Here is an 11,785-nt window from a genome sequence, read left to right as displayed (position 1 = left end):
TCAGAACATATCGATGAGCCCCGCCGAGACCGCCTTGACGACCGCCTGCACCTTGTTGGTCGCGCCAAGCTTCACGAGGACGTTGTTGACGTGAAAAGTCACCGTCCGCTCCGCGATGCCGAGGATCTGACCGATCTCGCATGCCGTCTTGCCTTCGGCGGTCCAGCACAGCACTTCGCGTTCCCGCGCCGTCAGCACGACGCTTGCCGCTGGCGCGAGCTTCGGCACCATGAAGCCGCTCATCAGCGAATGTGACAGGTTCGCGAGCCAGTGGGTCTGCAGCGTGAGCATGTCGATTTCGGCAGGCGTGAGGCGATCCGCATGGCGCGCGATGCTCAGCAGGCCGAACGCGCCGCGCGCGGCCCAGCTCGACTGCGCGATGCCGACCGACAACCCGGCCTCGCGCGCATCTTCCCACAACGGGCATGGCGCGACCTCGTCGACGTCCGGCCAGACGATCATGTTGGTGGTGAGCGCACCGTCGCGGACCGTCGAATCGATCTTGATGTAGTCCTGCGCCTGATAGTGCGCCATCCAGCCGTCCGGATAGGTGTCGAAGATCGCGACGGCCGATTTCGACACGGGCAGCGGCACCCGGATTCCGTAACAGCAGTATTCGAAGCCCAGGCGCTTCGAATACGCGGCGATCCGCTGGAAGAGCTGCTGCTCGTTCTCCGCGGCGCTGAATTGATGGTAGGCGTCCTGCCAGCGCAGCTCCATTGGCGAAGAGGTCACACCCGTTCCCATGCCGAACACGGAAGTTAAGCTCTTCAGCGCCGATGGTAGTTGGGGGATCTCCCCCTGTGAGAGTAGGACGTCGCCAGGCAGTTATTTTTATGCATAACCTTTAAATAGGCTGCATATACTTATTATTATCGTCGCGGGGTGGAGCAGTTCGGTAGCTCGTCGGGCTCATAACCCGAAGGTCGCAGGTTCAAATCCTGTCCCCGCAATACCATTTTGATCTTAAATGATCTGAATGTGAATTTTCGCTAACGCGAAATATTAATGATAGCTATTTTGCTATCGCAAAGCAATGATGTTCTTTATTTTCGCTAACGCGAAAAAAAGTTGGTCCGGTAGTTCAGTTGGTTAGAATGCCTGCCTGTCACGCAGGAGGTCGCGGGTTCGAGTCCCGTCCGGACCGCCATTTTGTTTTTTAAAACGAATGCAGATTCGTTTTTTTATTTTGAATCCTTCTAAGTAGACCGCAGTTGCATAGCTGCGGTTTTTGTATTTTATCGGGACAAACAGGTAGAAATATGAGGGAACTCGGCGCGTTGGCTTTACTCGATACGCCCAAAAAGGGTACACTACATATAGAAGATATCCCTTAGGTATTGCAGATCCTAAGGTTTTTTTATACTTATACAGATGGTAAGGAGATCATTATGAGTGAGTTTGAATATATCAGCAGCAATCCTGAAGAAACGGGTGCTTTTTCCAAGAGGCTTGCGGGTCTGTTGGCTCCCGGGGATGTCCTGACCCTTGAGGGGGATCTTGGAGCCGGAAAGACGACGTTTACAAAGGGGTTGGCCCTAGGTCTTGGCATCAAGCGGACGGTCAACAGTCCTACCTTCACGATCATCAAGGAATACAAGGGGAATCTGCCCCTTTATCATATGGATGTGTATCGACTGGATGATTCGTTTGAGGACCTTGGATTTGACGAGTATTTTGAAGGTGAAGGGGTCACGGTCGTGGAATGGGCTCATCTGATAGAAGATCAGCTGCCGGGAGAGCGGTTGGCCATCGGCATTTATCGTACCGGTGATACGGAAAGAAGAATTGTGCTGGAGCCGGTGGGAGATCGGTACCGCAAGCTTTGTGAGGAGATAATGGCATGAAGATTTTAGCGATAGATACATCAAACTTCCCGTTGGGGGTCGCACTGATTGATGAGAATAAGGTGATCGGTGAATATATGACCAATGTGAAGCGGAATCATTCCCTGAAGGCGATGCCTGCCGTGGAGCAGCTCCTGAAGGACTGCGATACGGACGTCAAGGAGTTGACGAAGATCGTCGTGGCGAATGGACCCGGGTCTTATACGGGCGTCAGGATCGGGGTCACGCTTGCGAAGACGCTTGCCTGGTCCCTCGATATTCCCCTCGTGCCTGTATCAAGCCTGGCTGTACTTGCTTCATCGGGACGCTACTTCAACGGGTATCTTTCCCCGATCTTTGATGCGAGGCGTGGACAGGTCTACACGGGACTTTACCGTTTCTGGGATGGGAAGCTTGAGAATGTACTTGAGGACCGGAATGTGATGCTCACGGATTGGGTGGAGGAACTCAAGAGCTATGAGGGAGAGATCCTGTTCGTCGGGAATGATACAGGGATCCATGCAGAAACAATACAGGAAGCTCTTGGGGAAAAGGCAGTTCTGGCACCGTTTGTGAGCCATAACCCGAGACCGTCTGAGCTTGCCTATCTCGGGATGGGCATGGAAGAATCGACGGCCCATGAGGTGCTGCCAAACTATATCCGTATGGCGGAAGCCGAAGTGAAATGGCTCGAAGCCCAGAAATCTAACGAAGAATAGGACTTGTGCATAATGGAGATACGATTTATGACAGTCGATGACGTGGATGCCGTCATGGAAATTGAAGAACAATCCTTCACCGTTCCGTGGAGTCGGGAAGCGTTCATAAGTGAAATGGAAGAGAACCATCTGTCCATGTATATCGTCATTGAAGATGAAAGTGGGATTGCGGGCTACTGTGGCGTATGGATGGTCGTGGATGAAGCGCATATCACGAATGTGGCCGTCCTTCCCTCTCACCGTGGTAAGGGGTACGGAGAGCTTCTCATGCGCAAGATCATGGAGATGGCCATAGAGTCGGGTGCCAGGGTCATGACCCTCGAGGCCCGGGTGAGCAATGTGCCGGCACAGAGCCTGTATAGGAAACTCGGATTCCAAAACGGCGGGATCCGGAAACGATATTATTCTGATAATCAAGAGGATGCTTTAGTAATGTGGGTGAATTTATGATGAAAGATACGTTCGTATTAGGAATTGAAACCAGCTGTGATGAAACGGCCGTTTCCATCGTGAAAAATGGGACGGAAATCGTCAGTAATGTTGTCTCATCTCAGATTGAAAGCCATAAGCGCTTCGGTGGTGTCGTACCGGAGATTGCGTCGCGGCATCATGTGGAGCAGGTGACGTTTGTCCTCCAGGAAGCCCTCGATCAAGCAGAGATGACGATGGAAGACGTCGACTGCATCGCGGTGACGGAAGGACCGGGACTTGTAGGAGCGCTGTTGATTGGCGTCAATGCAGCCAAGGCCCTTGCATTTGCGCATAACAAACCGTTGGTCGGTGTCCATCATATTGCCGGACATATCTATGCCAACCGCCTTATTCATGAAATGACGTTCCCCCTCCTATCCCTGGTAGTATCGGGAGGGCATACGGAGCTTGTCCTCATGAAGGGGCACGGTGAATTCCAAGTGATCGGGGAGACGCGTGATGACGCAGCCGGGGAGGCATATGATAAAGTGGCCCGTACGCTAGGGCTCCCGTACCCTGGTGGTCCCCATATCGACCGTCTGGCCCACGAAGGGGAGCCGGTCATCGACCTCCCAAGGGCGTGGCTTGAGGAAGGATCCTATGATTTCAGCTTCAGCGGCTTGAAGTCGTCCGTGATCAACACTCTCCATAATGCAAAGCAGAAGGGGAATGAGATCAAGCCGGAGGATCTCGCAGCAAGCTTCCAGGCAAGCGTCATTGATGTACTCGTGACGAAGGCGAAAAGGGCTGTGGAAGAATACGGTGTGGGACAACTTCTTCTGGCAGGTGGAGTTGCGGCCAATAAAGGGCTACGCGAGACGTTGGAGACCACGTTTGAAAGCCATGCGTGTGAGCTCATCGTCCCTCCCCTGTCCCTGTGTACGGATAATGCGGCCATGATTGCCGCTGCAGGAACCATCCTGTTTGAACAAGGCAAGCGTGGCGGACTGGATATGAACGCAAATCCCGGATTGGATCTGGAACAGTTTTAATAAGATTACACCTCGAATGGAATCGTCCGTTCGAGGTTTTTTATTGGGAACGTACGTTTTATCAACAGTCTGTGGATAATTTGGGGATAAGTAGTGCGTAAGATGTGAATGGATTGTGAAAAACAGATGGGGATATGTAGAATTTGGAATGTGGATAAATCAACCGATAATTGTGGATATTGTGGAAAACGGTTGTGGATATAGAAATGACGAGGGTGGAAATGTGGATAATCATGTGGATGAATAGTGGAGGGTTTTTTCTGAAAGAAGCACTTCCTTATACTTTACCCGTTTATACCATCTCACTAACCAAAGAAGCGGTTCAAGGTCTTTTCGACCTTGAACCGCTTCTGTTTTACTCTTCCACTAATTCTTCCAGCTCCGTCCACTCTTCCAAAAGGACATCCATTTCTTCTTTGGCAATGGTCAGTTCGTCATTCAAGGTCTGAACCCGTTCGTGATCCTGGAAAATATCCGGATCGCACAGGAGGGTTTCTTTTTCTTCGATGGACCCTTCCAGTACGGTCATCTTCTCTTCGATCTCTTCAATGCGCCGTTTTCGTTGACGCTCAAGCTTTTTAGCTTCTTTATCAATCTTATGCGACTGCTTTTGCTGCGTAGCCTTGACCGGTTCTGCATTCGTCTGTTCCAGGGCGGCGAGCTCTTCCTGCTCCGCAAGTTTATGGAGATAGTAGTCGTAATCCCCGAGGTATTCGGTGGATCCGCCTGTGGATAGCTCGATCACCTTGGTGGCGATGCGGTTGATGAAGTAGCGGTCATGGGATACGAACAGGATCGTGCCCGGGTAGTCGATAAGGGCATTCTCGAGCACCTCTTTGCTATCTAGGTCGAGATGGTTCGTCGGCTCATCGAGGATGAGGACGTTGCCTTTTTCCATCATCATCTTGGAGAGGGCGAGGCGGGCCTTTTCCCCTCCGCTCAAGGTGTTGACGGGCTTGAGGACGTCTTCACCCGTGAAGAGGAAGTTCCCGAGGACGGTCCTGATTTCTTTTTCATTCCTCATCGGGTATTCATCCCACAGTTCATTGAGGACCGATTTGTTGGACGAAAGGTCCGCTTGCTGCTGATCATAATAAGAGATGGATACATTGGATCCGAATTTGAAGTCCCCACTCAGTGCCTGCAACTTGTTCACCAAGGTCTTGAGGAGGGTCGACTTACCGATCCCGTTCGGTCCGACGAGGGCGATGCTGTCCCCTTTTTTGATAGAGAAGTCGATATGGGAAGCGATGGCTTCCCCGTCATCATACCCGATGGTAAGGTCATTGATGTGAAGGACGTCATTCCCGCTCGGGCGATCGATCTGGAAGGCGAAGGAGGCAGACTTTTCGTCACCCTGTGGCCTGTCCATAAGTTCCATGCGCTCAAGTTTCTTTCGCCTGCTCTGGGCCATCTTTGTGGTGGAGGCACGGGCGATATTGCGCTGGACGAAGTCTTCGAGCTTTGCGACCTCCTGCTGCTGGCGCTCATAGAGCTTGAGATCCTTCTCGTAATCCAGCGCCTTCTGTTCGAGGTATTTGCTGTAGTTCCCCACAAACTTCTTGCTCCGGTTCCGGGAAATCTCATACACCTGGTTCACGACGCTATCCAAGAAGTAGCGGTCATGGGAAACGATGAGTACGGCACCCGGATAGCCTTGAAGATACCCTTCGAGCCAGGAAAGCGTCTCGATGTCCAGATGGTTCGTCGGCTCATCGAGGATGAGGATATCAGGCTTGGTCAGGAGGAGCTTCGCAAGGGCGAGGCGCGTCTTCTGACCGCCGGAAAGGGTGGAAATCTTCGTCCCGTGGTCGAAGGAAGCGAAATTCAATCCGTGGAGGACGGAGCGGATATCGGCTTCATACTGATAGCCACCGGACTCCTTGAAGGTGACTTGAAGTTCGTCGTATTCCTTCAGTACCCGCTGATAGCGGTCTTCATCTTCATAGACGGACGGATCCGCCATCTCTGCTTCCAACCTCCTAAGCTGCTTTTCCTGTTGGAGGAGGTGTTCGAATACCGTCAGCATCTCGCCCCAAATGGAAAGCTCCGACTCGAGGCCTGTATTCTGGGCCAGGTAGCCGATGCTCACACCCTTTGGCTTCGTGATCTCTCCGGAGTCATGGGACAGCTGGCCTGCGATGATCTTCAGGAGGGTCGATTTGCCGGCACCGTTGCGGCCGACGAGGGCGACCCGGTCCTTGGTTTGGATCTCCAATTTGATATTGGTCAATATATTATCTGCGCCAAAATTTTTGGTCAGCTGATTCACTTGTAATAGAATCATGTCGGTTCACCTCTGTTTCATTAGTGCTAGTGTACCGTATTTCCCAGGTGGACGGCAATAAAAGGGGAGGAACTATGACTATTAATCTGGATACAAATAGGATAGAATAGAGTGTATGATGGAAAATAGATAAAAGATATACCTTCTTTTTGGAAGCGCTGACAGACCAGGAAGAAGAGGGTTTATAAGATGTGGGGGAATACAAGAGATGAATCAGGAAACAACGAAAATTCCACAGGCAACGGCCAAGCGCCTTCCGCTATACTACCGCTTCATCAAGAATCTGTATGCTTCAGGTAAGCAGCGGGTATCGTCGAAGGAGTTAAGCGAAGCCGTGAAAGTGGATTCCGCGACCATCCGGAGGGATTTCTCCTATTTTGGAGCGTTAGGGAAGAAGGGCTATGGGTATAATGTGAATTATCTCCTATCATTTTTCAGGGAAACGCTTGACCAGGATGAACTGACGAAGGTCGTATTGATCGGCGTGGGGAATCTCGGAACGGCTTTTCTTCATTACAATTTCATAAAGAATAACAATACAAAGATCGAAATGGCCTTCGAGGTGGATGAAACGAAGGTGGGGACGGAAATCAGCGATGTGCCCGTCCACCATATGGATGAGCTGGAGGAGAAGCTGAAGGGGATGGATATCGAAGTCGCGATCCTGACCGTGCCGGCCTCATCTGCTCAAAATATCACAGATCGCCTTGTGTCTTCGAAGATCAAGGGGATCCTGAACTTCACACCTGCACGCCTGACGGTTCCTGATCATATCAGGGTCCATCACATCGATCTGGCTGTGGAACTTCAGTCACTTGTCTACTTCCTCAAGCATTACTCAGGGGAAGACACGGAAATGTCACAAGATGGAATCGTAACGGAATAGAAAATTCTGACCATTTGCGTTATGATAGAAGCATATAAGGGGAGGTGTCTCATTATGGTAGGTCCTGGAAGTATGGTGCTGATTGCAGTGGTGGCCCTTTTGATTTTTGGCCCGAAAAAATTACCGGAGCTTGGCAAAGCAGCCGGCAATACACTACGTGAATTCAAGAACGCAACCAAAGGCTTAGCGGATGATGAAGACGATAAGAACAAAAGTGCCAAGTAAAGCCAAGTAAAGTAGGATGTGCGCCATGAGTCAAACTCAAAAGGATATGACAGTCTTTGAACATATAGGAGAATTGCAGAAACGACTCATGTTTGTAGTCGTTTTCTTCTTGTTAGCCGTTGTGGCAAGCTTCTTCCTTGCCGAACCGCTCATCAAGTACCTGCAGCATGCGGATGAAGCAAAAGAAATGACGATGAATGCCTTCCGCGTGACGGATCCACTCAAGATCTATATGGAAATGATCATGTTCATCGCGGCGGTCATGACGTCACCGGTTATCCTCTATCAAGTATGGTCATTCATATCCCCCGGTCTCTATGAGAAGGAGCGGAAGGTGACCCTGAGCTACATACCAGTGTCCGTCCTGCTGTTCCTAGGTGGACTGGCATTTTCCTACTTCATTCTGTTCCCGTATGTTGTATCGTTCATGATGCGGCTATCAGGAGATCTCGATATCCAGCAGGTGATCGGGATCAATGAGTACTTCCAATTCCTCTTCCAGATCACCCTTCCATTCGGTCTGCTGTTCCAGCTGCCAGTGGTGATGCTGTTCCTGACGAGGCTCGGGATCATCACGCCGATGATGATGGCGAAGGCAAGGAAAGTCGCCTACTTCATCCTCCTTGTGATCGCCGCCCTCATCACGCCGCCGGACATCGTCTCCCATATGATGGTGACCCTGCCGATGTTGGTCCTTTATGAAATCAGCATCGCGATTTCACGGATCGGCTACAAGAAATACCTTGAGGCCGAGCAGCAGATGGAAATCGAACGCGTGGAAGAAGAGTTGAAACAGCGCAAAGGATAAAGAAAACCGGATCCACCCGATCTTCATGGAAACGAAGTCGGATGGATCCGGTTTTTGTTTTAAGCGGCTTATTTCTTCTGGTTCAGCTGCTGCTTGATCCTGAAGTGGAGCAGGACCATGCGGATGCCCGAACCAAAGTCCAGCGTGGCAAGGAAGATCAGCATATAGGTGAAAAATCCCCAGCCTGTATCCCGGACCGTATGGATGGCAAAATAGGTGAACAGCACCCCAAGAAGAATGTAAATCACGCCGGAGAACAGGGGTGATCGTCTCATTATAGGAAACCTCCAATAAATCCTTGTATTTTTTCAGCTTCATTCATGATCTTTTCGATTTCATCCCGGTAGACGGTCTGCATGATGACCACCATCGTATTCATGGCCACATGGGCGCAAATCGGTACGAGGATCCGTTTCGTTCGTACATATAGGAAGGCAAACGTGAAGCCCATGGCAGAGTACAGGATCACATGTACCGGCTCGAAGTGGGCAAGGGCGAAAATCACGGAGCTGATCAATGCGGCGAAGAAAAAGTTCATTCGCTGATAGAGTGCCCCAAAAATGATCTTCCTGAACACGATTTCTTCCAGGATCGGCCCGATGATGGCAACGACGATCATGGCAAGGGGAACATTGTCCACGATGCCCATGATGTTCTGTGTGTTTTCAGAACCGGCCTGGATGCCGAGGAGGGTCTCGATCTGGATGGCGATGGCTTGTGCGAAGAACGCCATGAAGATCCCGACGACGGCCCAGACGATGGAAATCCCGGCGCCTGCAGGGGCAGAGCGCTCGAGCTTAAGTTTCGATGGTGAGCTTTTTCTCAGGATGAGCAGGACGATGATCAAGGTCACGGCAAAGCTGAAGATCAGCCAGGAACCGACGGCCACCTGCTGCATGTATTCTTTCGTCTGTCCAAACACTTCTGTGCCGGCCTTATAAAACAGGAGCGGTCCAACCGCACCGGCGAGCTGCATGACAATATAGGCGATCAAAATGTATCCATAATGTTTATTCAACGTTTTATCTCCTTTTAAGCAAGCCTTAGGCCTGACAGGACAGACCCTTGTACAATTCTACTAATAAATGCGGAACTGTTCAAATCTCACGGTCATGGGAATATTGCCGGGAATCGCCACATAGGATAGTGAGGTGTGAAAAAAGGGGGAAAATGACGAAAAAATTTTTAAGCAGGACTCTTGCAAAATGAAAACGAATTATTTAATATAATAACTGTGTTAGCACTCATGTTAAGCGAGTGCTAAAAAACCAATCTACATATTTTCAAGGAGGTTGTTTCACTTGTTAAAACCACTAGGTGATCGCGTCGTAATCGAGCTAGTCGAAACAGAAGAAAAGACAGCAAGCGGTATCGTACTCCCGGATTCTGCTAAGGAAAAACCGCAAGAAGGTAAGATTGTCGCTGTAGGTACAGGTCGCGTTCTTGACAACGGTGAGCGCGTCGCTCTTGAAGTGTCTGTAGGCGATCGAATCATCTTCAGTAAATACTCTGGTACAGAAGTGAAATACCAAGGCACAGAATATCTCATCCTTCGTGACAACGATATCCTTGCCATCGTAGGCGAATAATTAATCGAATCAACACATATACGCACCAACCATGAATTGATATTAAAGGAGGACGTTTGAAATGGCTAAAGAAATTAAATTCAGCGAAGAAGCACGCCGTTCCATGCTTCGCGGGGTAGACCAATTAGCAAACGCAGTAAAAGTAACACTTGGACCAAAAGGTCGCAATGTTGTACTTGAGAAGAAATTCGGTTCTCCACTCATCACCAATGATGGTGTAACCATTGCGAAAGAAATCGAGCTTGAAGATGCATTCGAAAACATGGGTGCGAAGCTTGTAGCGGAAGTCGCAAGCAAAACAAACGAAATCGCCGGTGACGGTACGACGACTGCAACGGTCCTAGCGCAAGCGATGATCCGTGAAGGTCTTAAAAACGTAACAGCAGGAGCAAACCCTGTCGGCGTACGTAAAGGGATCGAGAAGGCTGTCCAAGGGGCTGTCGAAGAGCTGAAAGCCATCTCTAAACCAATCGAAGGCAAAGAATCCATCGCACAAGTTGCAGCGATCTCTGCAGCGGACGAAGAAGTCGGCCAATTGATTGCTGAAGCTATGGAGCGCGTAGGCAACGACGGTGTCATCACGATCGAAGAATCTAAAGGATTCACAACTGAGCTTGACGTTGTGGAGGGTATGCAGTTCGACCGTGGATATGCATCTCCATACATGGTGACAGACTCAGACAAAATGGAAGCGGTCCTTGATAATCCGTACATCCTGATCACGGACAAAAAGATCGGCAACATCCAGGAAGTCCTTCCTGTCCTTGAGCAAGTCGTACAACAAGGCAAACCACTATTGATGGTAGCGGAAGATGTTGAAGGCGAAGCCCTTGCAACACTGGTTGTGAACAAACTTCGCGGTACATTCAACGCAGTGGCTGTCAAAGCACCTGGATTCGGTGACCGTCGTAAAGCGATGCTTGAAGACCTTGCCGTATTGACTGGTGGAGAAGTGATCACAGAAGACCTTGGTCTTGACCTGAAATCTGCCAACATCACACAGCTCGGCCGTGCAGTGAAAGTCGTTGTCACAAAAGAAAACACAACGGTTGTCGAAGGTTCTGGAGATCCAGAAAAGATCGCAGCCCGCGTAAACCAAATCCGTGCTCAATTAGAAGAATCTACTTCTGAATTCGATAAAGAAAAACTACAAGAACGCCTAGCGAAGCTTGCTGGTGGAGTAGCTGTCGTGAAAGTCGGAGCTGCTACTGAAACCGAGCTCAAAGAGCGCAAACTACGCATCGAAGACGCATTGAACTCGACACGTGCGGCAGTCGAAGAAGGAATCGTATCCGGTGGTGGTACGGCTCTAGTGAACGTCTACAACAAAGTCGCTTCCATCGAAGCAGACAGCGATGTAGCTACTGGAATCAACATCGTCCTTCGCGCACTCGAAGAACCAATCCGTCAAATCGCACACAACGCCGGCCTTGAAGGCTCCATCATCGTGGAACGCCTCAAGAAAGAAGAAGTGGGCGTAGGCTTCAACGCCGCAACAGGCGAATGGGTCAACATGATCGAACAAGGAATCGTCGACCCAACCAAAGTAACACGTTCTGCCCTCCAAAACGCAGCATCTGTAGCAGCTATGTTCTTGACTACAGAAGCAGTCGTTGCTGACATCCCAGAAGAAGGCGGCGGTATGCCGGATATGTCTGGAATGGGCGGTATGGGTGGAATGGGCGGCATGATGTAATCTGCCTTTCAACACCTTAATAAATAAGGGTTTGTTGGTAAGGTGAGAGTGGTATGCTCTTATCTTGCTAGCATTTCCTCTCTTTATTAGAGGCTTCTCAAATTTATGAGAAGCCTCTTTTTCTTGGGTTACTTATAGGTATACGTTTATCTTTGTAATGTCATCGCGGTGGACTAGCTGCTCCATAATGTACAGTAATTCAACCTGAGCATCTGCTAACATGGATATATGAGTAAGTTTGAGGGAATCTAGTGAGAGGATATGAGGTTTAAAGCGTAAAAAAGAA

The 11,785-nt window shown here is 50.0% G+C and carries 13 protein-coding genes, 2 tRNA genes and 1 rRNA gene; 12 read left to right on the top strand and 4 right to left on the bottom strand.

All coding sequences use genetic code 11. The features are described from left to right. Positions 1-720: an autoinducer binding domain-containing protein gene (locus ABJ225_RS21745; protein WP_243567400.1), complete on the bottom strand. Its 720-nt coding sequence runs from the start codon at positions 718-720 to the stop codon at positions 1-3. Between ABJ225_RS21745 and rrf the strand changes: the two genes are divergently transcribed. The 7 genes from rrf to tsaD all read left to right on the top strand — a co-directional run bounded on the left by rrf (position 710) and on the right by tsaD (position 4,008). Then, a 5S ribosomal RNA gene (gene rrf / locus ABJ225_RS21740) occupies positions 710-826 on the top strand. The two genes, ABJ225_RS21745 and rrf, sit on opposite strands and share 11 nt — an antisense overlap. 53 nt (positions 827-879) lie before the next feature. Next, positions 880-953 (top strand) — tRNA-Met (locus ABJ225_RS21735). A 120-nt stretch (positions 954-1,073) separates the two neighbouring features. Beyond that, a tRNA-Asp gene (locus tag ABJ225_RS21730) sits at positions 1,074-1,150 on the top strand. 241 nt (positions 1,151-1,391) lie between these two features. Further along, positions 1,392-1,847: a tRNA (adenosine(37)-N6)-threonylcarbamoyltransferase complex ATPase subunit type 1 TsaE gene (tsaE, locus tag ABJ225_RS21725; RefSeq protein WP_056541944.1), complete on the top strand. Its 456-nt coding sequence runs from the start codon at positions 1,392-1,394 to the stop codon at positions 1,845-1,847. Beyond that, entirely contained in the window at positions 1,844-2,545 is a 702-nt protein-coding gene (gene tsaB / locus ABJ225_RS21720; protein WP_347321582.1) for a tRNA (adenosine(37)-N6)-threonylcarbamoyltransferase complex dimerization subunit type 1 TsaB, read from the top strand. The genes tsaE and tsaB overlap by 4 nt, the downstream gene beginning before the upstream one ends. A 27-nt stretch (positions 2,546-2,572) precedes the next feature. Then, positions 2,573-2,995, top strand: a complete 423-nt coding sequence (rimI, locus tag ABJ225_RS21715) for a ribosomal protein S18-alanine N-acetyltransferase (protein ID WP_238283461.1) — start codon at positions 2,573-2,575, stop codon at positions 2,993-2,995. Further along, entirely contained in the window at positions 2,992-4,008 is a 1,017-nt protein-coding gene (gene tsaD, locus ABJ225_RS21710; RefSeq protein ID WP_347321581.1) for a tRNA (adenosine(37)-N6)-threonylcarbamoyltransferase complex transferase subunit TsaD, read from the top strand. The genes rimI and tsaD overlap by 4 nt, the downstream gene beginning before the upstream one ends. Positions 4,009-4,363: 355 nt before the next feature. On the opposite strand, the gene ABJ225_RS21705 is transcribed toward tsaD, so the two are convergent. Beyond that, positions 4,364-6,295 carry an ABC-F family ATP-binding cassette domain-containing protein gene (locus tag ABJ225_RS21705; RefSeq protein WP_347321580.1) on the bottom strand — a complete coding sequence of 644 codons (1,932 nt, stop codon included), beginning with the start codon at positions 6,293-6,295 and terminating at the stop codon, positions 4,364-4,366. Between the two features lie 208 nt (positions 6,296-6,503). Here ABJ225_RS21705 and ABJ225_RS21700 point away from each other — a divergent pair, with 208 nt between their 5' ends. The 3 genes from ABJ225_RS21700 to tatC are packed head-to-tail and all read left to right on the top strand — an operon-like array spanning position 6,504 to position 8,214. Beyond that, positions 6,504-7,181: a redox-sensing transcriptional repressor Rex gene (locus ABJ225_RS21700; RefSeq protein ID WP_056541929.1), complete on the top strand. Its 678-nt coding sequence runs from the start codon at positions 6,504-6,506 to the stop codon at positions 7,179-7,181. 54 nt (positions 7,182-7,235) lie between these two features. Continuing rightward, the gene (locus tag ABJ225_RS21695; protein ID WP_048007689.1) at positions 7,236-7,406 is read left to right on the top strand and encodes a twin-arginine translocase TatA/TatE family subunit; all 171 of its coding nucleotides are present in this window, start codon (positions 7,236-7,238) and stop codon (positions 7,404-7,406) included. A gap of 25 nt (positions 7,407-7,431) precedes the next feature. After that, positions 7,432-8,214, top strand: a complete 783-nt coding sequence (tatC, locus tag ABJ225_RS21690; RefSeq protein ID WP_056541926.1) for a twin-arginine translocase subunit TatC — start codon at positions 7,432-7,434, stop codon at positions 8,212-8,214. Positions 8,215-8,282: 68 nt separating this feature from the next. On the opposite strand, the gene ABJ225_RS21685 is transcribed toward tatC, so the two are convergent. Continuing rightward, the gene (locus ABJ225_RS21685; protein WP_048007687.1) at positions 8,283-8,489 is read right to left on the bottom strand and encodes a YdiK family protein; all 207 of its coding nucleotides are present in this window, start codon (positions 8,487-8,489) and stop codon (positions 8,283-8,285) included. Next, entirely contained in the window at positions 8,489-9,232 is a 744-nt protein-coding gene (locus ABJ225_RS21680; protein WP_347321579.1) for a CPBP family intramembrane glutamic endopeptidase, read from the bottom strand. The genes ABJ225_RS21685 and ABJ225_RS21680 overlap by 1 nt, the downstream gene beginning before the upstream one ends. A 283-nt stretch (positions 9,233-9,515) precedes the next feature. Here ABJ225_RS21680 and groES point away from each other — a divergent pair, with 283 nt between their 5' ends. Beyond that, on the top strand, positions 9,516-9,803 hold the full coding sequence (groES, locus tag ABJ225_RS21675) for a co-chaperone GroES (RefSeq protein ID WP_048007685.1): 288 nt from the start codon (positions 9,516-9,518) through the stop codon (positions 9,801-9,803). Positions 9,804-9,864: 61 nt separating this feature from the next. Beyond that, on the top strand, positions 9,865-11,499 hold the full coding sequence (gene groL / locus ABJ225_RS21670; protein ID WP_290031632.1) for a chaperonin GroEL: 1,635 nt from the start codon (positions 9,865-9,867) through the stop codon (positions 11,497-11,499). Positions 11,500-11,785: the final 286 nt, after the last annotated feature.

Source organism: Rossellomorea sp. RS05 (assembly GCF_039822645.1).
GTDB classification, from domain to species: Bacteria; Bacillota; Bacilli; order Bacillales; family Bacillaceae_B; genus Rossellomorea; species Rossellomorea marisflavi_B.
The sequence above is the reverse complement of the archived record's forward strand: the minus strand, read 5'-3'. Positions and strand labels throughout refer to the sequence as shown.

Excerpts from the sequence above, each read along its gene's own strand:
- ABJ225_RS21745 (WP_243567400.1), bottom strand. The coding sequence starts at position 720 with ATGGAGCTGCGCTGGCAGGACGCCTACCATCAATTCAGCGCCGCGGAG.
- tsaE (WP_056541944.1), top strand. The coding sequence starts at position 1,392 with ATGAGTGAGTTTGAATATATCAGCAGCAATCCTGAAGAAACGGGTGCT.
- tsaB (WP_347321582.1), top strand. The coding sequence starts at position 1,844 with ATGAAGATTTTAGCGATAGATACATCAAACTTCCCGTTGGGGGTCGCA.
- rimI (WP_238283461.1), top strand. The coding sequence starts at position 2,573 with ATGACAGTCGATGACGTGGATGCCGTCATGGAAATTGAAGAACAATCC.
- tsaD (WP_347321581.1), top strand. The coding sequence starts at position 2,992 with ATGATGAAAGATACGTTCGTATTAGGAATTGAAACCAGCTGTGATGAA.
- ABJ225_RS21705 (WP_347321580.1), bottom strand. The coding sequence starts at position 6,295 with ATGATTCTATTACAAGTGAATCAGCTGACCAAAAATTTTGGCGCAGAT.
- ABJ225_RS21700 (WP_056541929.1), top strand. The coding sequence starts at position 6,504 with ATGAATCAGGAAACAACGAAAATTCCACAGGCAACGGCCAAGCGCCTT.
- ABJ225_RS21695 (WP_048007689.1), top strand. The coding sequence starts at position 7,236 with ATGGTAGGTCCTGGAAGTATGGTGCTGATTGCAGTGGTGGCCCTTTTG.
- tatC (WP_056541926.1), top strand. The coding sequence starts at position 7,432 with ATGAGTCAAACTCAAAAGGATATGACAGTCTTTGAACATATAGGAGAA.
- ABJ225_RS21685 (WP_048007687.1), bottom strand. The coding sequence starts at position 8,489 with ATGAGACGATCACCCCTGTTCTCCGGCGTGATTTACATTCTTCTTGGG.
- groL (WP_290031632.1), top strand. The coding sequence starts at position 9,865 with ATGGCTAAAGAAATTAAATTCAGCGAAGAAGCACGCCGTTCCATGCTT.